The organism is Pseudomonas sp. AN-1, assembly GCF_034057115.1.
Lineage (GTDB): Bacteria > Pseudomonadota > Gammaproteobacteria > Pseudomonadales > Pseudomonadaceae > Geopseudomonas.
In genome coordinates, this window is the sequence record NZ_CP139195.1 from 243,581 (window position 1) to 268,313 (window position 24,733).

Here is a 24,733-nt window from a genome sequence, read left to right on the forward strand (position 1 = left end):
TCTGTCGGTCGCGGCCGGCTCTGCCCTACACTGGGCGCCGGTAAAGACTTGCGAGGTTTTCCATGCCCATCCGTTCCACCCTGTCGCGCCTTGCCCTGGCGCTGCTGGTCCTGGCCGGTTCGAGCCAGGTCCAGGCCGCCGGCAAGTGCGAGCGGCTGATCGCCACCGGCAACCCCGACCAGGCGCCCTACCTGTGGCGCGATCCGCAGAACCCGCAGCAACTGATCGGTGCCGGCGCCGACCTGCTCAAGGCGCTGGGCAGCGAACTGGGTGTGACCGTCGAGCTGCTCTACGGCGGCAAGGCCGCCGCAGCCGAGGCGGATGCCCTGAACGGGCGTGTCGATCTGCTGGTGGGCAGCTACCTGACTCCGGAGCGCCTCGAGCAGTTCGACTTCGTCCACCCGGCCTATCTGGATGTGCCGGTGCAGGTCTGGACCCAGCGCGACAGGGCGCCGCTGTTCACGCGCTACGCCGATCTGGCCAGCCATCGCGGCCTGGCGGTGGATGCCGGCAACTTCCCCGTCGCGCTGGCGCGCCAGGCGGACGAACAGTTCAAGGCCCGGCGCACCGGCAAGGCGGTCGAAGCCCTGCAGCAGCTGCAGCAGGGCCGGGTCGACTACCTGCTGCTCGAAGGGCAGGCCGGGCGTGCGCTGGTCGAGCGCGAGGGGCTGGGCGGCGAGCTGCTGCCTCTGGAGCCGGTGCTGGCCAGCGAGCCGCTGTACCTGGCGATATCGCACAACTCGGCGTGCAACGATCCCTGGCTGCGTGGGCAGCTGGCCAGGAAAATGACCGAATTTCGCAGTGCCGGCCTGCCGCAGGCCCTGTTGCATCGCAATATGGAGCGCTGGAAGAACCAGGCGCGCCGGCCGGCTACCCCCTGATGCAGGACGTTCTATCGATGATTTCACGCATGTGTGCCGCGCTGGCACTCTCGCTGCTGGCCGGCTGCGCCAGCGATCCGGTGCCCGAGGCGCAGCTGCAGGTTACCGAGCAGGCGCTGGCGCAGGCCCGCGCGGTCGGTACCGGCGCCGAGCAGGCGGAATTGCGCCAGGCCGAGGAGGGCCTGGCAGCTGCGCGCCAGGCGGTCGAACGACAGGAGTTCCGGCAGGCGCGCATGCTCGCCGAGCGCGCCGAGCTGGATGCCCGCCTCGCCGAGGCGCAGACCCTGACGGCCAAGAGTCGCGCCCAGGTCGCCGAGCTGCGCAACGAGCTGCGCCGCCTGCGTACCCAGCTGGGGGAGCAGCCATGATGCGCGGCTTCCGGATCTCGCTGGGCTGCGCAGCGCTGGCCCTGCTGGCTGGCTGCGGCACCGCCCAGCTCCCGCCGCAGGCGCTTGAGCAGGCGCGCAGCAGCTACCGGCAGGTGGCCACGGACTCGGTCGTGGTGGCCAGCGCACCCAAGGACGTGATGCGCGCCGGCGACTCGCTGGAGCGCGCCACGCGCCTGGCCGACTACTGGGGCAGTACGGAGGACGTCGCCCACTACGCTTACCTGAGCGAGCGCTACAGCGCCATCGCTCGCGAGCACGGCGCCCTCGCCGCCGAGCAGGAGCAGCTGGCCCGCCTGCAGCTGGAGCGCGAGCGCCTGCAGCTGGCCCTGCGCGAGGCGCGCCTGCTCGGCGTGCAGCAGCAGAGCCGCTGGCTGGAGGAGCAGATGCTCAGCCTGGCGACCACCGAGACCGAGCGCGGTCTGGTGATGTCGCTCGGCGACGTGCTGTTCGATGCCGGTCGCGCCGAGCTGAAGGCGTCGGCCAACCGTACGGTGCTCAAGCTGTTCCAGTTCCTCCAGCTCAACCCGCAGCGCACGGTGCGCATCGAGGGCTATACCGACAGCCGCGGCCAGCCCGCCGAGAATCTGGCCCTGTCCCGCGCGCGCGCGCAGGCGGTGGCGGACGTGCTGGTCGACCTCGGCATCGCTGCCGAACGCATCCAGGTGCAGGGCTATGGCGGCGCCTTCCCGGTGGCGGCCAATGCCTCGTCCCGCGGTCGGGCGCAGAACCGTCGGGTGGAGATCGTGTTTTCCGACGAGCAGGGGCGCCTGGCTCCGCCGCGCGAGTAGTGCGCGTGGTCGGAACTGGCGAGAATGGCGTTCAGCCCGAGCCGGCGTTCGCGGTGCCGGCATATCTTCCCATGAGGCCTGCGATGAGCGTCGTGCGCGTGTTCTTCTGTGTGCTGCTGGCGGGGCTGGCGGCCTGCGATGGCGACAAGCCGGCAGCACCGGAGGCGCCTCGCGAGGCGGTGCGGGAGGAAAGCGCGGTGCCGCTGCCGGCGCCGCCCGTGACTGCCTCGCCACCCGTCGAGCCTGCGCCTGCCGAAGCGCCGGAGAAGTCCCCGGCAGCGCCCGCCGAGCCGGCGCGGCCCGCCGTTGCCGCCGTGCGCCCGCCGCGCCCGGCGGCAGCTGCCAGGGTCGAGAAGCCGTTGCCCCTGGCGCCGCTGGATCTCAGCGTGCCCGGCGAGCTGCTGGAGCGCCTGCCGGGCGAGGATGGGCTGCCGCTGACCGAGCCGCAGCCCCTGCTGCCGCCGCTGTTCGGCGACAAGGTCGAGCAGCCGCAGTCCTTCGAGCTGGGGGGGAGGCTGATCACCAACGAGCGCGAGGCCGACGAGGACAGCTGGCATGCGGTGGAAGGCGCCGAGCTGGAGTTGCGTTTCCGCCGCTGAGCCAGGCCGTGGCGGGGCTATTCGTCCTCGCCGTCCTCGCGGCGCGCCTTGGCCTCCAGTTCGGCGTTGCGCTCGCGCATGCGTTGCAGCTCCTCCTCGCTGAGGGGCATCTTGTCGGCGCTGTCGCGCAGCATCAGCAGGCTGCCGATCACGGCGCCGAAGGCCAGGGCCAGAAACAACCAGGCATACCAGGGCATGATGTTCTCCGCTGGGGAATGGGGATGCCTCCACCATAGCGCCGCCCCGCGCGGCTGTCTCGCCCCCTGTGCGCGGGCGCCCGCCGGTGCGGGCTTGCGCTACAATGCGCGGCGTTCCGACTTGCCGAGAGAGCCCCATGTCCTGCCAGACCCCGATCATCGTCGCCCTGGATTTCCCTAACCGTGAAGCCGCGCTGGCCCTGGCCGACCAGCTCGATCCGCAGCTGTGCCGGGTCAAGGTCGGCAAGGAGCTGTTCACCCGCTGCGGCCCGCAGATCGTCGAGACGCTGGCCGGCAAGGGCTTCGAGGTGTTCCTCGACCTGAAATTCCACGATATCCCCAACACCACGGCGATGGCGGTCAAGGCCGCCGCCGAGCTGGGCGTGTGGATGGTCAACGTGCACTGCTCCGGCGGCCTGCGCATGATGGCCGCCTGCCGCGAGACCCTGGATGCGCTCAGCGGCGCCAAGCCGCTGCTGATCGGCGTGACCGTGCTGACCAGCATGGAGCGCGGCGACCTGGCCGGCATCGGCCTCGACATCGAGCCGCAGGAGCAGGTGCTGCGCCTGGCCGCCCTGGCCGCCCAGGCCGGTCTCGACGGCCTGGTCTGTTCCGCCCAGGAAGCGCCGGCGCTCAAGGCCGCCCAGCCGCAGCTGCAGCTGGTCACTCCGGGCATCCGCCCGGCCGGCAGCGCTCAGGACGACCAGCGCCGCATCCTCACCCCGCGCCAGGCGCTGGATGCGGGCTCCGACTACCTGGTGATCGGCCGGCCGATCAGCCAGGCCGCTGACCCGGCTGCCGCCCTCGCCGCGGTGGTGGCCGAGCTGCGCGGCTGACCGGCAGCGCTCGCAGAGGCAGGCAGGGCGCGCGGCGATGAGCGACTACGACCCCTACCGTCCGCCCCGGGCGCCGCTGCTCGATCCGCACCTGCCGCCGGCCTTCGCCGGCGGCGACTGGAGCCGCGGCCAGTTGCGCGTGCTCGGCGCCCTGAGCCTGGGCTGCCTGTCCGGCCTGCTGGTGCTGCTGCTGGTAGCGTTGTGGCGGCTGTTCAATCCGCAGCTGCCGCCGCTGCCCTTCGTTCACCTGCTCAGCCTGCTGCTGGTGCTGCTGTGGGGCTACCTGCTGCTGCGCCTCAGGGATCTGCTGGCGGCGCGCTACGGCCTGCACGGGCTGGGCCAGCCCCTGGCGCTGCAGATGCTGCTCGGCCTGCTGGCCAGCGGTCTTGGCGCGCTGCTCGACGAGCACGCGGCGGGGACCACGGAAAGCGCCCTGCAGCTGGGCTATTTCGCCCTGTCCGTCGCCCTGGGGCTCAGCCTGGTGTGGTTCGCCCTGCGCCTGCGGCGCATCCGCCAGCCCTGGCCGGCGCTGCGCCTGTTCGCCTGGCTGCTGCTGCTCGCCGGTTGCACGGCGGCCAGCGTGGTGCTGCTGGTGCCGGCGCTGCTGCTCGGCCTGGGCGCCGGGGCGGCGCTGGCCTGGGTGTTCTTCGCCGCCGCCGGCGAGCTGGCCGAGGCCGACGAAAAACCGGCCTGAGCGGCCGGTTCCGGTTCAGCGGATCAGGCTGAGGAATTCGCTGCGGGTCGCCGGGTTGTCGCGGAACTCGCCGAGCATCACCGAGCTGACCATCGCCGAATTCTGCTTCTCCACCCCGCGCATCATCATGCACATGTGCCGGGCCTCGATCACCACCGCCACGCCCAGGGCGCCGGTGACTTCCTGCACCGCTTCGGCGATCTGTCGGGTGAGGTTCTCCTGGATCTGCAGGCGGCGGGCGAACATGTCGACGATGCGTGCCACCTTGGACAGGCCGAGTACCTTGCCGTTGGGGATGTAGGCCACGTGTGCCTTGCCGATGAACGGCAGCAGATGGTGCTCGCACAGCGAATACAGCTCGATGTCCCTGACCAGCACCATCTCGCTGTTGTCGGAGCTGAACAGCGCGCCGTTGGTGACTTCCTCGAGACTCTGCGCATAGCCGCGGCAGAGGTACTGCATGGCCTTGGCGGCGCGCTTGGGAGTGTCTTGCAGGCCTTCGCGCTCGACGTCCTCGCCGAGCAGGCCGAGGATCGCGGTGTAGTGCTGTTCCAGGGACATGGAATTTCCTGTGGTTGGGCAAAGGCGCGCAGGGTAGGGGGCTGCCCGGCTGCTGGCAAGTGTGCGGCGGCCGGCGGATGAGCCGTCTGCAGGCCGCAGATGCAGGCGGCTCATCATCGGGCGCTATTCGTCGCGGCCTTCCAGCATGGTGCGCTTGAGCAGCACGTAGACCGCGCCGGTGCCGCCATGCTTGGCCAGGCAGGAGGTGAAGCCGAGCACCTGCGGGTGCTGGCGCAGCCAGGTGTTGACGTGGCTCTTGACCATCGGCCGGCGGCCGTCGGTGCGCGCCGCCTTGCCGTGGGTGATGCGCACGCAGCGCACCTCGAAGCGCGCCGCCTCGGCGAGGAAGTCCCACAGGGTGGCGCGCGCCGTCTCCACACTCATGCCGTGCAGGTCGAGGCTGCCCTCGAAGGCGATCTGCCCGGCCTTGAGCTTGCGCATCTGGCCTTCCTGCACGCCGTCGCGCGCCCAGTACAGCTCGTCCTCGGCGCCGACGTCGATGACGAACAGGTCGGAAAGACCGTCGACCGTGGTGGTCTGCTGGGTGAGGATGGCGCTCTGCTGGCGCTGGGCGACCTGCTGGCGGTCGGCCTTCGGCTTGCCGGTGTCGGCGCGTTCCTCGACCCTGATGCGCTTGACCCCGCGCATCTCGCTGTGGAACAGGGAAAAATCGTCGTCTTGCATGCTGGTTCTCCGCGACAGACGCACGATTCTAACGGAACCGGCGCCGGCGCGGAGAGCCTGCCGCGCCTCAGGCGCCGAGCGCCGCGGCGTCGGTCACCACGGTGGCGAACAGGTCGGCCAGCGCGGCCAGTTCGACGCGGTGCAGGGTGGCGGCATCCACCAGGCTGCCGTCGATGCCCGGCAGGTCGCGGGTGGCGCAGGCGGCGGCGACCACCGTGCTGCGATAGCCGAGGTCCTTGGCGGCGCGTACCGTGGCGCTGACGCACATGTGGGTCATGAAGCCGACCACCACCAGCTCCTCGCGGCCCAGCTCGCGCAGCACGCGATCCAGCTCGCTGCGGGCGAAGGAGTTGGGCAGCGGCTTGCGCACCACCGCCTCGCCCGGCAGCGGGGTCAGCTCCTCGAAGATCTCGCCGCGCGGGCCTTCGGGGTCGAACAGGTAGCCGGGCACGCCGATGTGCTGCACGTGCACCACGGGTGCGCCGGCGGCGCGCGCCGCTGCCAGCAGGCGGTGGATCTGCGCGGCCGCGGCGTCGACGCCGGGCAGGCGCAGGTCGCCGCTGCGGTACTCGTTCTGCGCGTCGATGATCAGCAGGGTGGCCTGCCTGAGGTTGGCGGCCGGGTGGCTGCTGCCGGTCAGTTCGAACAGGGTCTTGGCGTCGCTCATGCTGTACTCCGGTAGGGGATGGACGCGACCATTGTGGGCATGACGGCGGCGGCGCTGAAGACACAGGCTTGCCGCCCGGAAATGCATTTTTGCAGGGAGCCGCGATGGCCTTCGACTGGAACGACATTCCCGTGCTGCTGGCGCTGGAGCGCCACGGCACCCTGGCCGCGGCGGCGCGGGCGCTGGCGGTCAACCCGACCACCGTCAGCCGGCGCCTGCAGGCGGCCGAGCGGGCGCTGCAGGCGCGCCTGTTCCTGCGCGACAGCGGCCGCTACCGGCCGACCCCGGCCGGCGAGGTGCTGCTGCAGCGCGCCGCCGCCCTGCAGGGCGACGTGCAGGGCATGCTGCTGGCCGCCCGCGAGGAGGCGCAGAGCGTGGCCGGCAGCGTGCGCCTGACCTCGGTGGAGTTCCTCCTCGCCCACTGGCTGATTCCGCAGCTGCCCGAGCTGGCCGCGCGCCACCCGCAGCTCGACCTGCAGCTGCTGGGCGACAACCGCGACCTGTCCTTCACCCGCCACGAGGCCGACCTCGCCCTGCGCCTGGCGCGGCCGCAGCAGGATGCCGCGCTGGTGATGCGCAAGGTCGGCGAACTCGGCTACGCGGTGTACGGCGCCGAGCGCTTCGCTGCCGTGCGGGCGGAGGACTGGCGCGGCCTGCCCTGGCTGGGCTACGCCGACGGCCTCGCCCAGCTGCCCGAGGCGCGCTGGCTGCAGCGGCTCGACCCGCAGGGCGGCCTGTGCCTGCGCGTCACCGCGGTGACCTCGCTGCAGCGCGCCTGCCAGGCCGGGCTCGGGCTGGCGCTGCTGCCCTGCCTGGTCGGCGAGGTGCCCGGATTGTTCCGGCTGTCCGGCGTCGAACTCAGCCGCGAGCTGTGGCTGCTGTGCCATCGCGACCTGCGCCAGACCCTGCGCTTTCGCGCGGTGGCCGACTGGCTGGCCGAGCGCGCCGCCGCCGATGCGCCTCGGCTGGCTGGCCTGGCGCCGCTGGCGGGCGAGCGCTGCGACTGAGCGGCGGCGATCTTTCGGCTAGAATGCCCGTCCCATCACCGAGGATTCCCCCGCCATGAGCGCCACCCCGAGCCGCCTGCACAGCATCCGCGACCTGATCCGCTGGGGCGTCAGCCGTTTCCACGAGGCCGAGCTGTTCTTCGGCCACGGCACCGACAACGCCTGGGACGAGGCGCGCCAGCTGGTGCTCGGTGGCCTGCACCTGCCGTGGGACATGCCGGCCGACTACCTCGATTGCCGTCTGGAGGACGACGAGCTGGACGCCGTGCGCGCCCTGCTGCAGCGACGCATCGACGAGCGCATCCCGGCCGCCTACCTGCTCGGCGAGGCCTGGTTCTGCGGCCTGCCGTACTGCGTCGACGAGCGCGTGCTGGTGCCGCGCTCGCCGATCGCCGAGCTGATCGAGCGCCGCTTCGCCCCCTGGCTCGCGGGCGCCCCGGCGCGCATCCTCGACCTGTGCACCGGCTCCGGCTGCATCGGCATCGCCTGCGCCCATGCCTTCCCCGAGGCCGAGGTGGTGCTCGCCGACCTGTCGTTCGACGCGCTGGAAGTGGCCAACCTCAACATCGAACGCCACGAGGTGGAGGAGCGCGTCTACACCGTGCAGGGCGACGGCTTCGACGGCCTGCCGGGCCAGCGCTTCGACCTGATCGTCTCCAACCCGCCCTACGTCGACGCCGAGGACTTCGCCGACATGCCGGCCGAGTTCCACCACGAGCCGGCCATGGGCCTGGCCTGTGGCGAGGACGGTCTCGACCTGGTGCGCCGCATGCTCGCCGAGGCCGCCGACCACCTCACCGACGACGGCCTGCTGGTGATCGAGGTGGGCAACAGCCAGGTGCACGTCGAGGCGGCCTACCCGGAGGTGGCATTCACCTGGGTGGAGTTCGCCCGCGGCGGCCACGGCGTCTTCGTGCTCAGCGCCGAGCAGTGCCGCCAGCATCAGGCGCTGTTCCGGGCCCGCCTGCAGGGCTGAGGCCCGGCTCAGGGCAGGATGAAGCGCGCCAACCCCTCCACCAGCTCGGCCGCCAGTGGCAGGCGCGGATCGTCGTAGCTGGCCAGCGGGCGGGCACCGCTCGGCACGATACGCAGCACATGGTCCATGCCCTCGACCAGCAGCAGCTGCGCCTCCGGCCTGGCCTGCTGGAGCAGCAGGGCTTCCTCGACGCCGACCTGGAAGTCGCGGGTGCCCTGCACGATCAGCGCCGGCACCGTCACCCGGGCGAAGGCCTCGGCCGGGCGCTGGCGCAGCAGCGAGATCAGGTAGGGCTGCACGCTCGGGCGCAGCAGCACGTGCAGCGCCGGGGTGACCTCGGCGGTCTGCCGGCCCTGCTCCAGGGCGGCGAGGACGCTCTCGGTCTCCGCCGCCAGCGCCGGCGGCAGACGTCCCTCCAGCTGTTCGCGCAGCACCGTGCCCACCGGCCGGGCGACGCCGGCCAGGCTGACCAGCGCATCGGCGCCGGCCTCCGCCGCGGCCAGGCTGGCGATCAGCGCGCCCTCGCTGTGGCCGAGCAGGATCAGCCGGGAGAAGCGCGGGTCGCTCTTCAGCAACTGGCCCCAGGCCACTGCGTCGGCGACGTAGGCCGCCACGCTCAGTTCCTCCTCGCGCGGCGCCGCCGCCCGGCTGGCGGCCACGCCGCGCTTGTCATAGCGCAGGCTGGCGATGCCGCGCCCGGCCAGCTCGCGGGCCAGCAGGCGCAGGCTGTCGTTGTGGCCGCCCTCGGGATTGTTGCCGTCGCGGTCGGTCGGCCCCGAGCCGGCGATCATCAGCACCACCGGCAGCGCGCCGTCGCGCTCGGGCAGGGTCAGGGTGCCGTGCAGGCTGCCGCCGGGCACCCGTAGCGCCATCGGCCATTGCAGGATGCGCGTCGGCGCCGCCTGGGCGAGGGCGGTGGCGAGCAGCAGCGTCAGCAGCAGGAACAGGCGGGGCATGCGAACTCCAGACGAGGGGCAGGGCGGGGCGCCGGCGTTTCCCCAGCGGGCGGGCGCTTGGGTATACTTTGCGCCCCCGAATTTCCCGCCGCGGAGCATCCTGCATGTCTGGCAATACTTACGGCAAGCTGTTCACCGTCACCACCGCCGGTGAAAGCCATGGTCCGGCGCTGGTCGCCATCGTCGACGGCTGCCCGCCCGGGCTGGAGCTGTCGCTGGACGACCTGCAGCGCGACCTCGACCGCCGCAAGCCCGGCACCAGCCGCCACACCACCCAGCGCCAGGAAGCCGACGAGGTGGAGATCCTCTCCGGCGTGTTCGAAGGCAAGACCACCGGCTGCCCGATCGGCCTGCTGATCCGCAACACGGACCAGAAGTCCAAGGACTACTCGGCGATCAAGGACCTGTTCCGCCCGGCCCACGCCGACTACACCTACCACCACAAGTACGGCCTGCGCGACTACCGTGGCGGCGGCCGCAGCTCGGCGCGCGAGACCGCCATGCGCGTCGCCGCCGGCGCCATCGCCAAGAAGTACCTGGCCGGCCTCGGCATCCAGGTACGCGGCTACATGAGTCAGCTCGGCCCGATCGAGATCCCGTTCAAGACCTGGGACAGCGTCGAGCAGAACGCCTTCTTCAGCCCCGACCCGGACAAGGTGCCGGAACTCGAGGCCTACATGGACCAGCTGCGCCGCGACCAGGATTCGGTCGGCGCCAAGATCACCGTGGTCGCCGAAGGCGTGCCGCCGGGTCTCGGCGAGCCGATCTTCGACCGCCTGGATGCCGAGCTGGCCCACGCGCTGATGAGCATCAACGCGGTCAAGGGCGTGGAGATCGGCGCCGGCTTCGCCAGCGTCGCCCAGCGCGGCACCGAGCACCGCGACGAGCTGACCCCGGAGGGCTTCCTGTCCAACCATGCCGGCGGCATCCTCGGCGGCATCTCCTCGGGCCAGCCGATAGTCGCGCACCTGGCGCTCAAGCCCACCTCCAGCATCACCACCCCCGGCCGTTCCATCGACGTCGACGGCAACCCGGTGGAGGTGATCACCAAGGGCCGCCACGATCCGTGCGTCGGCATCCGCGCCACGCCGATCGCCGAGGCGATGATGGCCATCGTGCTGATGGACCACCTGCTGCGCCACCGCGCGCAGAACGCCGAGGTGCGGGTCGGCACTCCGGTACTGCCGCAGCTGTGAGTCCTGGCGCCGGCCGGATGACGCCCCGCTTCATCCGGCCGGTGTCGCTCTGAACATGTCGTCCGCCTTGCCCTACTGGCGCCTGTCCGGCTTCTACTTCAGTTACTTCGCCCTGCTCGGGGCGACGGCGCCGTTCCTCGCCCTGTATTTCCACCACCTCGGCTTCTCCGCCGCGCGCATCGGCGAGCTGGTGGCCATCCCCATGCTGATGCGCTGCGTGGCGCCCAACCTGTGGGGCTGGCTGGGCGACGTCACCGGCCAGCGTCTCTTGATCGTGCGCCTCGGCGCGCTGCTGACCCTGCTCAGCTTCGCCAGCATCTTCTACCGCCAGGACTACGCCTGGCTGGCGCTGGTGATGGCCATGCACGCCTTCTTCTGGCACGCCGTGCTGCCGCAGTTCGAGGTCATCACCCTGGCGCACCTGCGCGAGCAGGCGGCGCGCTACAGTCAGGTGCGCCTGTGGGGCTCGATCGGCTTCATCTGCACCGTGGTCGGCCTCGGCGCGCTGTTCGAGCGGGTCAGCCTGGATGCCTATCCCTGGGCGGTGACCGCCATCATGCTGGCCATCGCCGCCAGCAGTCTGTGGATCCCCAACGCCCAGCCACAGGGCCACGCCAGCGAGGCGCAGCGCGGCGGCTTCCTGCAGCAGCTGCGTCGCCCCGGCGTGCCGGCGTTCTACGGCGCGGTGGCGCTGATGCTGCTCAGCCACGGGCCGTACTACACCTTCATCACCCTGCACCTGGAAAGCCTCGGCTACAGCCGCACCCAGATCGGCTGGCTGTGGGCGCTCGGGGTGGTCGCCGAGATCCTCGTGTTCTTGGTGATGGCGCGCCTGCTGGTGCGCTTCTCGGTGCGCCAGGTGCTGCTCGCCAGCCTGCTGCTGGCGGTGCTGCGCTGGCTGCTGCTGGGCAACCTGGCCGAGCACTGGCCGGTGCTGCTGCTGGCGCAGGTGATGCACGCGGCCACCTTCGGCAGCTTCCATGCCGCCGCCATCCATTTCGTCCGCCACAGCTTCGCCGCCCGCCAGCAGGGCCAGGGCCAGGCGCTGTACGCCGCGCTGTCCGGCGTCGGCGGCGCGCTCGGCGCGCTGTACGCCGGCTACAGCTGGAACAGCCTGGGCCCGGCCTGGACCTTCGCCCTGGCCAGTCTGGCGGCCCTGGCGGCTGCCGCTATCATCGCCCTGCGCCTGCGCGAGCCGGCGCAGGCTTCCTGAATCACCGATCCTCGAGACTCCCCGATGACCGACAAGCGCGAAATCCTCACCCGGCAGATCATCGAGGCCGGCCGCTTCCTCTACGGCCGCGGCTGGTCGCCGGCCACCAGCAGCAACTACTCGGCGCGCCTGTCGGCCGACCGGGCGCTGCTCACCGTGTCCGGCAAGCACAAGGGCCAGCTGACCGAGAACGACGTGCTGGCCACCGACCTGGCCGGCAACAGCCTGGAGCCGGGCAAGAAGCCCTCGGCCGAGACCCTGCTGCACACCCAGCTGTACGCCTGGCGCGCCGACATCGGCGCGGTGCTGCACACCCATTCGGTCAACGCCACCGTGCTGTCGCGCCTGACCGCGGGCGACCAGCTGCTGCTGGAAGACTACGAGCTGCAGAAGGCCTTCGCCGGGGTGACCACCCACGAGGGCCAGGTGCTGGTGCCGATCTTCGACAACGACCAGGACATAGCCCGTCTGGCCGGCAAGGTCCAGCAATGGCTGGATACGCATCCGGACTGCGTGGGCTACCTGATCCGCGGCCACGGCCTTTACACTTGGGGCCCGCAGATGAGCGATGCGCTGCGCCAGATCGAGGCCTTCGAATTCCTCTTCGAATGCGAACTGAAGACCCGCCAGGTGCTGGGTCGCTGAACGAGCCGATTCAACAAGGAACCGCCCATGAGCCGCCTGAGCGTCTACCACGAGTCCACCCCCAACCACCCGGACAAGGTGCTGACCCACGCCGAGGACATCGCCGCCACCCTGGCCGAGGTCGGCGTGCGCTTCGAGCGCTGGCAGGCCAGTGCGCCCATCGCTCCCGGCGCCAGCCAGGTCGAGGTGATCGCCGCCTACCACCACGAGATCGAGAAGCTGATGAGCGAACAGGGCTACGTCACCGTCGACGTGATCAGCCTGGACCGCAGCCATCCGCAGAAGGCCGAGCTGCGCGCCAAGTTCCTCGACGAACACACCCACGGCGAGGACGAGGTGCGCTTCTTCGTCGCCGGCCGCGGCCTGTTCACCCTGCACATCGGCGAGTACGTCTACGCGGTGCTGTGCGAGAAGAACGACCTGATCGCGGTGCCGGCCGGCACCAGGCACTGGTTCGACATGGGCGAGGAGCCGCACTTCGTGGCCATCCGCCTGTTCAACAATCCCGAGGGCTGGGTGGCGAAGTTCACCGGCGATGCCATCGCCAAATCCTTCCCGGGGCTGGAGGACTGACGGTGCCGATCAAGACCATCCTCACCGACATCGAGGGCACCACCAGCGCGGTCAGCTTCGTCTTCGACGTGCTGTTCCCGTTCGCCGTGAAGCACCTGCCGGACTTCGTTCGTCAGCACGCCGGGGAGCCGGCGGTGGCCGCGCAGCTGGAGGCCGTGCGCGCCGAGAGCGGCGAGGCCGACGCCGACGTCGAGCGGGTCATCGCCATCCTCCTCGAGTGGATCGCCGCCGACCGCAAGGCCACTCCGCTCAAGGCCCTGCAGGGCATGGTCTGGGAGCAGGGCTACCGCGCCGGCCAGCTCAAGGGCCACGTCTACCCGGATGCGGTGGAGGCGTTGCGCCAGTGGCATGCCGAAGGCTACGCCCTGTACGTGTATTCCTCCGGCTCGATCCAGGCGCAGCGGCTGATCTTCGGCTGTTCCGAGGCGGGCGACCTGACCCCGCTGTTCTCCGGCTACTTCGACACCACCAGCGGCGGCAAGCGCGAGGCGGCGTCCTACGCGCGCATCGCCGCCGCCATCGGCCAGCCGGCCGGCGAGATCCTGTTCCTCTCCGACGTGGTGCAGGAGCTGGACGCCGCCCACGAAGCCGGCATGGCCACCTGCGGCCTGGCCCGCGACGGCGGCGATCTGGCCGGTCACCCGACCGTGGCGAGCTTCGCCGCCGTCGAGCCGGCGCGCTTCTGAAGCCGTCAGGCGGCCCGGCGCACGGGCCGCCTGCCACGCGGCGGTCATGCCGCAACGCCACACTCAAGCCAGTGGCGGCAGCTTCCGGAGCGGCCGTTTCGGGCTAGAATTTCTTTTGTCTTCAACAGGTTACAAGGAACACGCGGATGAGCGACTACATCGAGACACTCTACGAGGGCTACGGCCAGCGCTTCCAGATCGACCGCATGCTGCATGAAGTGCGCACCGAGCATCAGCATCTGGTGATCTTCGAGAACGCACGCATGGGCCGGGTGATGGCGCTGGACGGCGTGATCCAGACCACCGAGGCCGACGAGTTCATCTACCACGAGATGCTCACCCACGTGCCGATCCTCGCCCACGGCCTGGCCCGGCGCGTGCTGATCATCGGCGGCGGCGACGGCGGCATGCTGCGCGAGGTGGCCAAGCACGCCAGCGTCGAGCACATCACCATGGTCGAGATCGACGGCACCGTGGTCGACATGTGCAAGCAGTTCCTGCCCAACCACTCCAAGGGCGCCTTCGACGATCCGCGCCTGAACCTGGTGATCGACGACGGCATGCGCTTCGTCGCCACCACCGAGGAGAAGTTCGACGTGATCATCTCCGACTCCACCGACCCGATCGGTCCGGGCGAGGTGCTGTTCTCGGAGAACTTCTACCAGGCCTGCCGCCGCTGCCTGAACGACGGCGGCATCCTGGTCACCCAGAACGGCACGCCGTTCATGCAGCTGTCCGAAGTGCAGACCACCGCCGGGCGCATGCACGGCCTGTTCGCCGACTGGCACTTCTACATGGCCGCTGTGCCGACCTACATCGGCGGCTCGATGACCTTCGCCTGGGGCAGCACCAACCCCGAGTACCGCAAGCTGTCGCTGGAAACCCTGCACCAGCGTTTCGCCGGCAGCGGCATCGTCACCCGCTACTACAACGCCGACATCCATCAGGGCGCCTTCGCCCTGCCGCAGTACGTGCTGCAGGCGATCCACAAGCCGAGCAACGACTGACGTCCGGACGCGACAAAAGAGAAGGGGCCCGATCAGGGCCCCTTCTCGTTTCCGGACGGGTTGCTGCCGTCGCTTGCTGACTGTGCGTTGGCCATGCCTCGCATTGCCGAGGGTTCAGGCCCGGGAGACGGCTGGCTTCCCGGTGGGCCGCTGGTCACGCCGCCTTGGCCGTTTCAGCCTCCAGAGGTGGCGTACCTTCTTTCATCCCCTGCATGATCTGGTTGCGGAACTCCGGCGTGTCTGCGTAACCGTGCACGGTGCGGCCGTGCTCGACAACGGCTTCCAGCAGTTCTTCCCTGGTGTCGGCAGCCAGTGCCACTGTGCACTTCACGTCGCCCGGATGACTCCGGCAATCGATGTAGTACCTGGACATGATGGCGCCCTCCAGATTGCTAGGGCTGACACCTGTTCCCTTTCGGGAGCAGGGCCTGGAGTCGGCAATTCCGGACTTGTTGTTGTTGGGTCCAGAATCATCCGGCTCTGATTTGAGTATAGGTCGCACACCGGGACCGCCAGGTCGCGGTACGGGTTTTCCGCCGAGCGGTCGCCTGCTCAGGGCTGGCAGGCGGCCAGCTCGGCCATCAGCGCCTGCACCAGTTCGGCGGCCGGCAGGCGGCGCGCCATGGCCACGCCCTGGCCGGCCCACAGCGACAGGTATTCGCTGTGCCCCTGGCGCAGCGCCGCCTGGCGGATGTCGCCGGTCAGCGCGTTCTGCACCGGGTAGGCCGGCACCTGTTGTTCCTCGGCGGCGAAGCGGTGCATGAACTCGTTGGCGATGCCGCGCGCAAGGCGCCCGGAGAAGGCGCGGGTCAGTCGCGTGCTGTCGTCGCCGGCGACGAGGATCGCCTCTTTCCAGATGGACGGAATGCCCGACTCCGGGCAGCACAGGAAGGCGGTGCCGAGCTGCGCGGCCTGGGCGCCGAGCAGCAGGCTGGCGGCGATGCCGCGGCCGTCCATCAGGCCGCCGGCCGCCACCACCGGGATGTCGACCGCCGCCGCCACCTGCGGCAGTAGGGCCATCAGGCCGATGCACGACTGCTGCGGGTCGCCGAGGAAGCTGCCGCGGTGTCCGCCGGCCTCGCAGCCCTGGGCGCACACCAGGTCGGCGCCGACCGCCTGCCAGGCGCGCGCCTCGGCCACCGTGGTGGCGGTGCCCATCACCAGGCTGCCGGCGGCGTGGAAGCGCGCCACGCTGGCGGCGTCGAGGATGCCGAAGGTGAAGCTGACCAGCGGCGGCGCCAGCTCCAGCAGGGTCTCGATCTGTGCGCGGTTGTCCTCGCAGAAGCGCGCCGGCCGGCCGCCGGGCGGCAGGCCCAGTTCGGCGCGCAGCGGATCGAGGCGCGCCTGGGCGGCGGCGACTTCGGCGTCGCTGGGCGCCGGCTCGTCGAGGATGAACAGGTTGACGTTGAACGGCCGGTCGGTGAGCTGGCGCACCCGCGCCACGCCTTCGCGGATCGCCGCCGGCGCCAGGGTGGCGGCGGCGAAGGAGCCCAGCGCACCGGCGTTGCTGACCGCGGCGACCAGCTCCGGGGTAGTCGCGCCGCCGGCCATGGGTGCCTGGATCAGCGGATGGCGGACGCCGACGAGGGTGGTGAGGGCGTTGTCGATGGAGGGCATCGCGGGGCTTCCTGCACTGGAACGGGGCTCCAGTCTGCCCTCAATGCAGCGGCCTGACCATATACACCGCCGGCACGCCGTAGGAGTCGAGGTTGCGCTGCTGGCTGTGCTCCAGCTCGCGGGTGGTCGCATAGCCCAGGCGGCTCCAGAACGCCTGGGAGTCCTGTACCGAAACCAGCGCGGAATATTTCAGGCGGCTGGCGCGGCCGTGTTCCAGCAGGCGCTGCACCAGCGCGGGGCCTATGCCGCGCCCGGCCGCGCGGCGGCTCACCGCCAGGTCGTGCAGGTACAGGCAGTCGGATGCCTCGGGCTCGGCGAAGACGCCGTCCAGCGGCGTCACCTTGCCGGCGCGCGAGCGATAGCCGAACAGGTAGGCGCACACGCCTTCGGCATCCTCGGCGCCCCAGGCCAGCTCGGGGAAGCTCGCCAGGCGCTGGCGGATGATCTCGGCGCTTTCCAGCAGCGCTTCGGCATAGGACTCGGCCTGGATGGCCAGTACGGCGGCAATGTCGGGTTCGCCCAGCGGGCGCAGTCGGAAGGTCATGGGGCAATCGGGGACGCGGTGGATCGGGGAGGGCGCCGTGGCGAGTGCAATCACGCCACGGCGCCGGCATTATCCCAGATCGACGCGCGCTCTGCCCGTGGCTCAGTAGTCCAGGCGCGCGCCCTGCGTGCGGCCATGCACGGTGACCAGGTCGTAGGTGCGCTCCTCGTCCTTGTAGCGCTCGACGATGTGATGGGCCAGCCGGTTGGCGGCAGCGATCAGGCGCGTGCAGTCGGGCATCGCCGGCATCGCTTGCAACTGACGGTCGACCTCCTGGGCAGCCTGTCGGCCGTAGTGGTGGTGACCCAGTTCGTGCTGCCTCAGCGCGACCAGGTAGCGCTGGAACTGTTCCTGCTGGCGGGCGCTGGCGTTGTCGAGGCGCGGCAGCTGGATGGTGGTGTCCAGGGTGGTGGAGACCCGGGCGATCCTGCAGGCCCCGTCGGTGTCCTTGTCCCAGCGGTATTGCCAGCTGATTCGCCAGGTAGTGTAGGCATGGAAGGTCTTGCCCTTGTGGCGGATCGGCGAGCTGTTGGCGAGCAGCTTGGACAGCGACTGCCTGCCGTTGGCCTCGACCCTGTAGTCGGTGTAGCTGAGGCTTTCGCTGACCTCGGCGAAGGCATCGCCGGCGAGGAGGGCGAGCGACAGGGCGAAGATGATGAGGGACTGACGAGCAACCGAATCCTTGTGCTCCCGACATGCACTGGTGCAATGCAGGGTATGCATGTTGAGTATTCTCAGCAGGTTTCAGATAGATAAGTTCCCTCCCGTCGGCAGCAGTTTTCCTTGCGCAAGAAACATCGGCTGGATCAACTTGGCTGGCTGGTTTCTTGTGTCTGCAGTCTTGAAGCTAGCAAAGGGGGAAATTGCCGCTATTTGCCGGATATATGAAATTACGAAATTTCGGGATGGTCCGTTTATTTGGAGTGGGTGGTCAGTCGAAGATCTGGCGGCAGCAATTTGAATGACGCCCCGGGATTCCCGACGGCCACCGTGGATGCCCTGTGCCGCCGGGCCTGTGTCGCGAGAGCCTTGCGCGCCTGTCCGTGCTGCCGAGCGTGCGGCTGGAGGCCGCTGCCGTGCGCCTGTCCGGATCCTGGCAATCGGCTGCGCGGCGTCCGGATACTGCGCTTGCGGCATGTCGCTGCGGGTTTTTGGCAGTTTACTGCCTGCCGCAATTGCGGTTTTCTGGCGCTTCGGCGAGATGCTTTTCTGTCGTATTCGGATGTGCCCGAATGAGCGTTTGAATATCGGCGTTCGATAGCGGCTTAAATGGGAAATGTCGGTATTCGTTGTGCGGTGCATCCCTGTGGTGGACGCTGTCGCCCGGTAACGGCCGGGTGGGGTGGGAGGCATGGCGTGCAGCGCAGGATTTGGCAGGATGGCTATGCAGCCGGCGGGGTTTGGGGCTAGTCTGGATTGGCTGTGGATTTTCTCCTGGTGATGAACAATCGAGGAGTGCGGGCAATGGCTACGATCGCTCCACACGATATCAGCAGCACCGTTTTGCGCCGGATGAAGGAGGGAGGCTTCGACTTTGCCCGAGCTCATCCGATCGAGTTCTATGCAATCTTCCCCGACGAGGAACGGGCAAGACAGGCCGCCAGCAGTTTTCGCGGCGAATCGCTGAACGCCCAGGTCGTCGAGCGCGATGGCGCCTGGCACCTGCAGGTGAGCAAGGTGATGTATGCCACCCATGCCGGCATCGACGATTTCGAGCATGTCCTGCAGGTGCTGGTGGCACCCCTGGGGGGGGTGCTGGACGGCTGGGGCGTCACCCAGGAAGTGGGAGAGCCGCCACGCTGAGCGGTTGCGCACGTTCACCCGACGCCCCTTGCAGCCGCTGCTGCAAGGGGGTTAATTATTCATACGATCACGGTTGGTGCAGCGAGGCGACGAGGCTGCCTCCTTTTGAAGCGCCGACACCGAGAGCATGGAAAGCGCCTGCTGCCTTTTGGAGCACAGCCTGCAGCGATTAACGCCAAGCTCTTGATTTACAAGGAATTATAAAATTGGCGCGGCCCTTGCAGGGTACGTGTCACGTGGCACAACAGGGAGCCCGCGAGCATGGTTCGCAGCACGTACGACGAGATGTATGACGCCCAGGGCGATTGCCGGGCGCACTATCAGGCCTTTGCCCGCTGGCTGGCGGCCACGCCGGCCGAGCAACTGGAACGGCGCCGACGAGAGGCCGATCTGCTATTCCACCGTGCCGGCATCACCTTCACCCTTTACGGCGACGAGCAGGGCACCGAGCGCCTGATCCCCTTCGATACCATCCCCCGCAGCATCCCGGCCCGCGAGTGGCAGCAGGTCGAGCGCGGCTGCATCCAGCGCGTGCGTGCGCTGAACATGTTCCTCACCGACCTCTACCACGACCAGCGCATCGTCAAGGCCGGGATCATCCCCGCCGAGCAGGTGCTGGCCAACGAAGGCTACCAGCTGGCCATGCAGGGCCTCGACCTGCCGCACAACCTCTACGCGCACATCGCCGGGGTGGATCTGGTGCGCGACGGCGACGGCACCTACTACGTGCTGGAAGACAATCTGCGCACCCCCAGCGGCGTTTCCTACATGCTGGAAAACCGCAAGATGATGATGCGCCTGTTCCCCGAGCTGTTCGCCGGCCAGCGCATCGCCCCGGTCAACCACTATCCGAACCTGCTGCTGGACACCCTCAAGAGTTCCAGCCTGGTCGACAACCCCAGCGTTGTGGTGCTCACCCCCGGCCGCTACAACAGCGCCTATTTCGAGCACGCCTTCCTCGCCCGCGAGATGGGCGTCGAACTGGTCGAGGGCGCCGACCTTTTCGTGCGCGACGAGCGCGTGTTCATGCGCACCACCGGCGGTCCGCAGCCGGTGGACGTGATCTACCGGCGCATCGACGACGCCTTCCTCGATCCGCTGGCCTTCAATCCCGACTCCATGCTCGGCGTGCCCGGCCTGCTGGCGGCCTATCGCAGCGGCAACGTGGTGCTGGCCAACGCCATCGGCACCGGCGTGGCCGACGACAAGTCGATCTATCCCTACGTGCCGGAGATGATCCGCTTCTATCTGGACGAGGAGCCGATCCTCGCCAACGTGCCGACCTGGCAGTGCCGCAAGCCGGCCGAGCTGTCCCACGTGCTGGCCAACCTCGAGCAACTGGTGGTCAAGGAAACCCAGGGCTCCGGCGGCTACGGCATGCTGGTCGGCCCGGCCGCCAGCCAGGCCGAGATCGAGGCCTTCCGTGCCCGCCTCAAGGCCAACCCGGCGGCCTACATCGCCCAGCCGACCCTCAGCCTGTCGACCTGTCCGACCTTCGTCGACAGCGGCATCGCCCCGCGCCATATCGACCTGCGCCCGTTCGTGCTGTCCGGCCAGCAGGTGCGCCTGGTGCCCGGCGGCCTGACCCGCGTGGCCCTGCGCGAGGGCTCCCTGGTGGTGAACTCGTCGCAGGGCGGCGGCACCAAGGACACCTGGGTGGTCGAGGAGCCGACCGCCACCGAATCCCGCGAAGTCTGAGGCGAGGAAAGTCATGCTGAGTCGTACTGCTGCCGATCTGTACTGGATGTCGCGCTATCTGGAGCGCGCGGAAAACATGGCGCGGATGCTGGATGTCAGCCATTCGCTGTCGCTGATGCCGCAGGGCGGCCGTGGCGACGGCCTGGAAGAGCTGGCCATGCCGCTGCTGATCACCGGCACCCTGGACGCCTACCTCGAGCGCCATGGCGAACTGGACGCCGAGCGCATCCTGCACTTCTTCGCCCTCGACGCCGACAACCCGGCCAGCCTCTACAGCTGCCTGCGCGCGGCGCGCACCAACGCCCACGCGGTGCGCGGGCGGATCACCGCGGACATCTGGGAGAACATCAACGCCACCTGGCTGGAGATGCGCCACATCGCCGGCCAGTCGCCGGCCAACTTCAGCGCCAGCCAGTTCTGCGAGTGGGTCAAGGAGCGCTCGCACCTGTTCCGCGGGGCCACCGAAGGGACCCTGATGCGCGGCAACGCTTGGCGCTTCATCCGTCTGGGCACCTACCTCGAGCGCGCCGACAACACCCTGCGCCTGCTCGATGCGCGCAACCAACTGATGGGCGATGCGCCGTCCTGCCCGTCCACCGCACGCGACTACTACCAGTGGAGCGCCCTGCTGCGCGCGCTGTCCGCCTACGAGGCGCACGCCGCCCTCTATCGCGGCTCGCCCAAGCAGGCCCAGGTCGCCGAGCTGCTGCTGCTGCGTGCCGAAGTGCCGCGCTCGCTGCGCAGCTGCATCGCCGCCCTCAGCCAGATCCTCGCCGAGGTTCCCGGCACCAACGGCCGTCCGGCCCAGCGCATGGCCGCCGAACTGGAGGCGCGCCTGCGCTTCACCGGCATCGAGGAGGTGCTCGAGGAAGGCCTCAAGGCGTGGATCCACGACTACATCCTGCTGGTCCGCCAACTGGGCAACGCCATCCACAGTGCTTACCTGGAGGCTGTATGAGGCTCGCCATCCACCACGACACCACCTATCGCTACGCCGATCCGGTGCGCGCCAGCGTCCAGTACCTGCGCCTCACGCCCCAGGACAGCGCGCGCCAGCGCGTGCTCGACTGGCAGCTGGAGCTGCCGCGGGCGGCCAACATCCAGCGCGACGGCAACGGCAACATCCTCCATGTGCTGACCCTCGACGGTCCGCACCAGGCCATCGTCATCGGCGCCCATGGCCACGTGGAGATCGACGAGCGCTGCGACAGAGAGGCGGACGCCGCCTCGCCGTTGCCCTACCTGCGCAGCACCCGGCTGACCGCGGCCGACGCCGTGCTGCGTGACTTCGCCCGCCAGTGCTGCGGCGTGCACCGCGACCGCGCGGCGCTGAGCGCGCTGATGGAGGCGCTGTACCAGCGCATGCCGTTCACCCCGGGCGCCACCGGCGTCGAGACCAGTGCGGCACAGGCCTTCGCCCTCGGCGCCGGCGTGTGTCAGGACCACACCCACGTGTTCCTCGCCTGCGCGCGCAGCCTGGGCGTGCCGGCCCGCTACGTGTCCGGCTACCTGTGCACCGCCGACAGTCGCCACCTGGCCAGCCACGCCTGGGCCGAGGCCTGGCTCGATGGCGCCTGGTACAGCTTCGACGTCACCCACCGCCTGGCGCGACCCGAGCGCCACATCAAGCTGGCGGTCGGCCTCGACTACCTCGACGCCTGCCCGGTGCGCGGCATGTGCCGGGGTGGCGGTCAGGAGCAGATGCACGCGCGGCTGCGCGTCGAGCTGCTGCAGAACCAGTGAACCCCGCGGCGGCTCCTCGGCGGAGCCGCCCCCTCGCTCAGCGTCGCCGGCGCCAGCGGCCGAGCAGCCACTTCTCCATCTCCACCAGCAGCATCACCGCCAACCCGGCGGCGATCACCAGGGCCCAGCCGCGGGCATCCGGACTGGCGGTGCCGAACAGCGCCTGCAGCGGCGGCCAGCAACTGAATGCCAGCTGCAGCGCCGCCACCAGCAGAACCATGACCCAGACCATCGGATTGTCGCGCACGCCGAAGGCGGCCGGGGCGTTCAGCCGGCGCGCGCAGAACAGGTAGCCGATCTCGCCGGCCACCAGGGCGTTGACCGCCAGGGTGCGGCTCAGCTCCAGCGACAGGCCGAGCTGCTGGGCATGCAGGAACAGCCCCAGGCTGGCCGCGGTCAGCAGCGCCCCGACCAGCAGCAGGCGCCACAGCATGTGGCCGGACAGCAGCGAGGCTGCCGGATCGCGCGGCGGGCGGCGCATCAGGTCGCCCTCGGGCGGCTCGAAGGCCAGCGCCATCGCCAGGGTCACGGCGGTGACCATGTTGACCCAGAGGATCTGCAGCGGGGTGATCGGCAGGGTCAGGCCGAGGGCGATGGCGGCCAGCAGCACCAGCGACTGGCCGCCGTTGGTGGGCAGGATGAACAGGATCGACTTCTTCAGGTTGTCGTAGACCGTGCGCCCTTCGGCCACTGCGTGGGCGAGGGTGGCGAAGTTGTCGTCGGCCAGCACCATCTGCGCGGCCTCCTTGGCCGCCTCGGTGCCCTTGATGCCCATGGCGATGCCGATGTCGGCGCGCTTGAGCGCCGGCGCATCGTTGACCCCGTCGCCGGTCATCGCCACCCGCGCGCCGCGCGCCTGCAGGCGTTCGACCAGGCGCAGCTTGTGCGCTGGGTTGGTGCGGGCGAATACCGCCGTTCCGGCCAGGCGCGTGTCCAGTTCGGCATCGTCCATGCGGTCCAGTTCGGCGCCGGTCAGCGGCGGGCCGTCGGCCAGCCCCAGGCGCGTGGCGATGGCCGCGGCGGTCGCGGCATGATCACCGGTGATCATCTTCACCGCGATGCCCGCGCTGCGGCACTCGGCGATGGCGGCGATGGCCTCGGCACGCGGCGGGTCGAGCATGCCGACCAGGCCGAGGAGGATGAAGTCGCCTTGCAGGTCGGCGTAGTCCAGCTCGCTCCGCGGTGCCGCCAGCGGGCGCATGGCCAGACCGATCATGCGCAGGCCGTGGGCGGCGCCCTGCTCGATGCGGGCATGCCAGGCCCGCGGGTCGAGCGGTTCGGCGCTGCCGTCGTGCCACTGGCGGTTGCACAGCTCGAGCAGCCGCTCCGGTGCGCCGAACAGGTAGATCAGCCCGTGGCCGGCATGGTCGTGGTGCAGGCTGGCGGTGCAGCGCAGTTCGGGGCTGAAGGGAATGGCGTCGACCCGCGGCAGGCGCGCCAGTTCCGCGCCGTCACTGAGGCCGAGCTTGCCGGCGAGGGTCAGCAGTGCGGCCTCGGTGGGATCGCCGCTGATGTGCCAGCCCTCGCTGCCCTGGTGCAGGCTGGCGCCGTTGGCCAGCAGGCCGGCGCGGGCCAGCTCCAGCAGGTCGGGCGCCTGGTGCGGTTCGATGACCAGCCCCTCGCGGGTGAGGTTGCCGCTGGGTTCGTAGCCGACGCCCTGGATGGCGTAGCTGTGCGCGGCGGTGAACACCTGCTGCACGGTCATCTCGTTGCGGGTCAGGGTGCCGGTCTTGTCCGAGCAGATCACCGTCACCGCACCGAGGCTCTCCACCGCCGGCAGGCGGCGGACGATCGCCCGCTGGCGGGCCATGCGCTGCACGCCGAGGGCGAGGACGATGGTCAGCACCGCCGGCAGGCCCTCGGGAATCGCCGCCACCGCCAGGCCCACGGCGGCCATCAGCATCTCGTCGCCGGAGTAGCCGCGCAGGAACACGCCGACGAGGAAGGTGAAGCCGGCGAGCAGCAGGATGATCAGGGTGAGCTGGCGGGCGAAGCGCTGCATGTCGTCGAGCAGCGGGGTACGCAGGCTCTCCACGCTGCCGAGCAGGTGGCTGATGTGGCCGAGCTCGGTGTCGCCGCCGGTGGCCACCACCACGCCGCAACCGTTGCCGGCGCTGACCAGGGTGCCGGAGAAGGCCAGGCAGCTGCGGTCGCCGAGACTGGCGGCGGCCTCGACCGCGGCCACCTGCTTGCTGGCCGGCAGCGATTCGCCGGTGAGCATCGCCTCGTCGATGCGCAGGTCGCGGCACTCGAGCAGGCGCAGGTCGGCCGGCACGCGGTCGCCGGCCTCGAGCAGGACGATGTCGCCGGGCACCAGCTGCTCGGCCGGCAGCAGGGCGCTCAGGCCGCCGCGGCGGGTGCGGCTGTCGAGGGTGAGCAGCTGGCGGATCGAGCGCATGGCCTGTTCCGCCTTGCCCTCCTGGATGAAGCCGACCAGGGCGTTGATCAGCACCACGCCGACGATCACCAGGCAGTCCAGCCACTCGCCGAGCAGGCCCACCAGCACGGCGGAGCCCAGCAGCACGTAGATCAGCAGGTTGTGGAACTGGCGCAGCAGGCGTTGCAGCCAGCCCGGGCCGCGCACTTCCGGCAGGCGGTTGGGGCCGTGCGCGGCCAGGCGCCTGGCGGCTTCCGCGGCGCTCAGGCCGCTGCTGCGGCTGTCCAGCTGCTGCAGGCACTGCTCGGGGCTCTGCGCGTGCCAGTCCTGTGGCGTTGCCGGCATGACCGTCTCCTTGTGCTCGCCGCCCGGGTGACGCGACCGGGGGCCGCTACC

28 protein-coding genes are annotated in these 24,733 nt (G+C 70.0%); 18 read left to right on the forward strand and 10 right to left on the reverse strand.

All coding sequences use genetic code 11. From position 1 onward, the window contains the following. Positions 1-62: 62 nt before the first annotated feature. The 4 genes from SK095_RS01090 to SK095_RS01105 all read left to right on the forward strand — a co-directional run bounded on the left by SK095_RS01090 (position 63) and on the right by SK095_RS01105 (position 2,657). Positions 63-881, forward strand: a complete 819-nt coding sequence (locus tag SK095_RS01090) for a substrate-binding periplasmic protein (protein WP_320547598.1) — start codon at positions 63-65, stop codon at positions 879-881. A 17-nt stretch (positions 882-898) separates the two neighbouring features. After that, positions 899-1,249: a DUF4398 domain-containing protein gene (locus tag SK095_RS01095; RefSeq protein ID WP_136491768.1), complete on the forward strand. Its 351-nt coding sequence runs from the start codon at positions 899-901 to the stop codon at positions 1,247-1,249. Further along, positions 1,246-2,058 (forward strand): OmpA family protein, encoded by an 813-nt coding sequence (locus SK095_RS01100; protein ID WP_136491767.1) that lies wholly within the window; start codon positions 1,246-1,248, stop codon positions 2,056-2,058. Before SK095_RS01095 ends, SK095_RS01100 begins: the two co-directional genes overlap by 4 nt. An 83-nt stretch (positions 2,059-2,141) precedes the next feature. After that, entirely contained in the window at positions 2,142-2,657 is a 516-nt protein-coding gene (locus tag SK095_RS01105; protein WP_320547599.1) for a hypothetical protein, read from the forward strand. Between the two features lie 17 nt (positions 2,658-2,674). Here SK095_RS01105 and SK095_RS01110 read toward each other — a convergent pair whose 3' ends face one another. Further along, the gene (locus SK095_RS01110; protein WP_136490346.1) at positions 2,675-2,854 is read right to left on the reverse strand and encodes a DUF2897 family protein; all 180 of its coding nucleotides are present in this window, start codon (positions 2,852-2,854) and stop codon (positions 2,675-2,677) included. A gap of 137 nt (positions 2,855-2,991) precedes the next feature. Between SK095_RS01110 and pyrF the strand changes: the two genes are divergently transcribed. Together pyrF and SK095_RS01120 are read left to right on the forward strand one after the other, a co-directional pair. Beyond that, entirely contained in the window at positions 2,992-3,690 is a 699-nt protein-coding gene (gene pyrF / locus SK095_RS01115; RefSeq protein WP_136490347.1) for an orotidine-5'-phosphate decarboxylase, read from the forward strand. A 37-nt stretch (positions 3,691-3,727) separates the two neighbouring features. Beyond that, positions 3,728-4,384, forward strand: a complete 657-nt coding sequence (locus SK095_RS01120) for a hypothetical protein (RefSeq protein ID WP_320547600.1) — start codon at positions 3,728-3,730, stop codon at positions 4,382-4,384. Between the two features lie 15 nt (positions 4,385-4,399). Here the strand turns inward: SK095_RS01120 and folE are convergent, their stop codons facing one another. The 3 genes from folE to SK095_RS01135 all read right to left on the reverse strand — a co-directional run bounded on the left by folE (position 4,400) and on the right by SK095_RS01135 (position 6,296). Then, entirely contained in the window at positions 4,400-4,945 is a 546-nt protein-coding gene (folE, locus tag SK095_RS01125; RefSeq protein ID WP_320547601.1) for a GTP cyclohydrolase I FolE, read from the reverse strand. A gap of 123 nt (positions 4,946-5,068) precedes the next feature. Further along, positions 5,069-5,629 carry a Smr/MutS family protein gene (locus SK095_RS01130; protein ID WP_136490350.1) on the reverse strand — a complete coding sequence of 187 codons (561 nt, stop codon included), beginning with the start codon at positions 5,627-5,629 and terminating at the stop codon, positions 5,069-5,071. A gap of 67 nt (positions 5,630-5,696) precedes the next feature. Beyond that, a complete protein-coding gene (locus SK095_RS01135) occupies positions 5,697-6,296 on the reverse strand; it encodes a cysteine hydrolase family protein (RefSeq protein ID WP_320547602.1) in 600 nt (199 codons plus the stop codon). 104 nt (positions 6,297-6,400) lie between these two features. Between SK095_RS01135 and SK095_RS01140 the strand changes: the two genes are divergently transcribed. Together SK095_RS01140 and prmB are read left to right on the forward strand one after the other, a co-directional pair. Continuing rightward, the gene (locus SK095_RS01140; RefSeq protein ID WP_320547603.1) at positions 6,401-7,303 is read left to right on the forward strand and encodes a LysR family transcriptional regulator; all 903 of its coding nucleotides are present in this window, start codon (positions 6,401-6,403) and stop codon (positions 7,301-7,303) included. Positions 7,304-7,358: 55 nt separating this feature from the next. After that, complete coding sequence (gene prmB, locus SK095_RS01145; RefSeq protein WP_320547604.1) at positions 7,359-8,279, forward strand: 50S ribosomal protein L3 N(5)-glutamine methyltransferase; 921 nt, start codon at positions 7,359-7,361, stop codon at positions 8,277-8,279. Positions 8,280-8,287: 8 nt separating this feature from the next. Here the strand turns inward: prmB and SK095_RS01150 are convergent, their stop codons facing one another. Continuing rightward, positions 8,288-9,235 (reverse strand): alpha/beta hydrolase, encoded by a 948-nt coding sequence (locus tag SK095_RS01150; protein ID WP_320547605.1) that lies wholly within the window; start codon positions 9,233-9,235, stop codon positions 8,288-8,290. A 104-nt stretch (positions 9,236-9,339) separates the two neighbouring features. Between SK095_RS01150 and aroC the strand changes: the two genes are divergently transcribed. The 6 genes from aroC (at position 9,340) to speE (ending at position 14,555) form a co-directional block, all read left to right on the forward strand. Then, positions 9,340-10,431 carry a chorismate synthase gene (gene aroC, locus SK095_RS01155; RefSeq protein ID WP_320547606.1) on the forward strand — a complete coding sequence of 364 codons (1,092 nt, stop codon included), beginning with the start codon at positions 9,340-9,342 and terminating at the stop codon, positions 10,429-10,431. Positions 10,432-10,486: 55 nt separating this feature from the next. Further along, entirely contained in the window at positions 10,487-11,644 is a 1,158-nt protein-coding gene (locus tag SK095_RS01160; RefSeq protein ID WP_320547607.1) for an MFS transporter, read from the forward strand. A 24-nt stretch (positions 11,645-11,668) separates the two neighbouring features. Further along, positions 11,669-12,289 carry a methylthioribulose 1-phosphate dehydratase gene (locus SK095_RS01165; protein WP_201487088.1) on the forward strand — a complete coding sequence of 207 codons (621 nt, stop codon included), beginning with the start codon at positions 11,669-11,671 and terminating at the stop codon, positions 12,287-12,289. Between the two features lie 27 nt (positions 12,290-12,316). Beyond that, complete coding sequence (locus tag SK095_RS01170) at positions 12,317-12,862, forward strand: 1,2-dihydroxy-3-keto-5-methylthiopentene dioxygenase (protein ID WP_201487086.1); 546 nt, start codon at positions 12,317-12,319, stop codon at positions 12,860-12,862. A gap of 2 nt (positions 12,863-12,864) precedes the next feature. After that, positions 12,865-13,548: an acireductone synthase gene (gene mtnC, locus SK095_RS01175; protein WP_320547608.1), complete on the forward strand. Its 684-nt coding sequence runs from the start codon at positions 12,865-12,867 to the stop codon at positions 13,546-13,548. A gap of 146 nt (positions 13,549-13,694) precedes the next feature. Next, entirely contained in the window at positions 13,695-14,555 is an 861-nt protein-coding gene (speE, locus tag SK095_RS01180; protein WP_320547609.1) for a polyamine aminopropyltransferase, read from the forward strand. A gap of 154 nt (positions 14,556-14,709) precedes the next feature. On the opposite strand, the gene SK095_RS01185 is transcribed toward speE, so the two are convergent. From SK095_RS01185 to SK095_RS01200, 4 genes are all read right to left on the reverse strand, one after another. Further along, positions 14,710-14,928: a DUF1059 domain-containing protein gene (locus tag SK095_RS01185; protein WP_136490361.1), complete on the reverse strand. Its 219-nt coding sequence runs from the start codon at positions 14,926-14,928 to the stop codon at positions 14,710-14,712. Between the two features lie 179 nt (positions 14,929-15,107). After that, positions 15,108-16,172 (reverse strand): NAD(P)H-dependent flavin oxidoreductase, encoded by a 1,065-nt coding sequence (locus tag SK095_RS01190; RefSeq protein WP_320547610.1) that lies wholly within the window; start codon positions 16,170-16,172, stop codon positions 15,108-15,110. 40 nt (positions 16,173-16,212) lie between these two features. Further along, on the reverse strand, positions 16,213-16,695 hold the full coding sequence (locus SK095_RS01195; protein ID WP_136490377.1) for a GNAT family N-acetyltransferase: 483 nt from the start codon (positions 16,693-16,695) through the stop codon (positions 16,213-16,215). A gap of 123 nt (positions 16,696-16,818) precedes the next feature. Next, the gene (locus SK095_RS01200) at positions 16,819-17,439 is read right to left on the reverse strand and encodes a DUF922 domain-containing protein (RefSeq protein ID WP_201487080.1); all 621 of its coding nucleotides are present in this window, start codon (positions 17,437-17,439) and stop codon (positions 16,819-16,821) included. A 741-nt stretch (positions 17,440-18,180) separates the two neighbouring features. Between SK095_RS01200 and SK095_RS01205 the strand changes: the two genes are divergently transcribed. The 4 genes from SK095_RS01205 to SK095_RS01220 all read left to right on the forward strand — a co-directional run bounded on the left by SK095_RS01205 (position 18,181) and on the right by SK095_RS01220 (position 21,960). Next, a complete protein-coding gene (locus tag SK095_RS01205; RefSeq protein WP_136490364.1) occupies positions 18,181-18,519 on the forward strand; it encodes a ribonuclease E inhibitor RraB in 339 nt (112 codons plus the stop codon). A gap of 261 nt (positions 18,520-18,780) precedes the next feature. Then, on the forward strand, positions 18,781-20,217 hold the full coding sequence (locus SK095_RS01210) for a circularly permuted type 2 ATP-grasp protein (protein WP_320547611.1): 1,437 nt from the start codon (positions 18,781-18,783) through the stop codon (positions 20,215-20,217). 13 nt (positions 20,218-20,230) lie between these two features. After that, positions 20,231-21,175, forward strand: a complete 945-nt coding sequence (locus SK095_RS01215; protein WP_320547612.1) for an alpha-E domain-containing protein — start codon at positions 20,231-20,233, stop codon at positions 21,173-21,175. Continuing rightward, positions 21,172-21,960, forward strand: a complete 789-nt coding sequence (locus SK095_RS01220; RefSeq protein ID WP_320547613.1) for a transglutaminase family protein — start codon at positions 21,172-21,174, stop codon at positions 21,958-21,960. Before SK095_RS01215 ends, SK095_RS01220 begins: the two co-directional genes overlap by 4 nt. 37 nt (positions 21,961-21,997) lie before the next feature. Here the strand turns inward: SK095_RS01220 and SK095_RS01225 are convergent, their stop codons facing one another. After that, complete coding sequence (locus SK095_RS01225) at positions 21,998-24,682, reverse strand: HAD-IC family P-type ATPase (RefSeq protein WP_320547614.1); 2,685 nt, start codon at positions 24,680-24,682, stop codon at positions 21,998-22,000. Between the last annotated feature and the right edge of the window lie 51 nt (positions 24,683-24,733).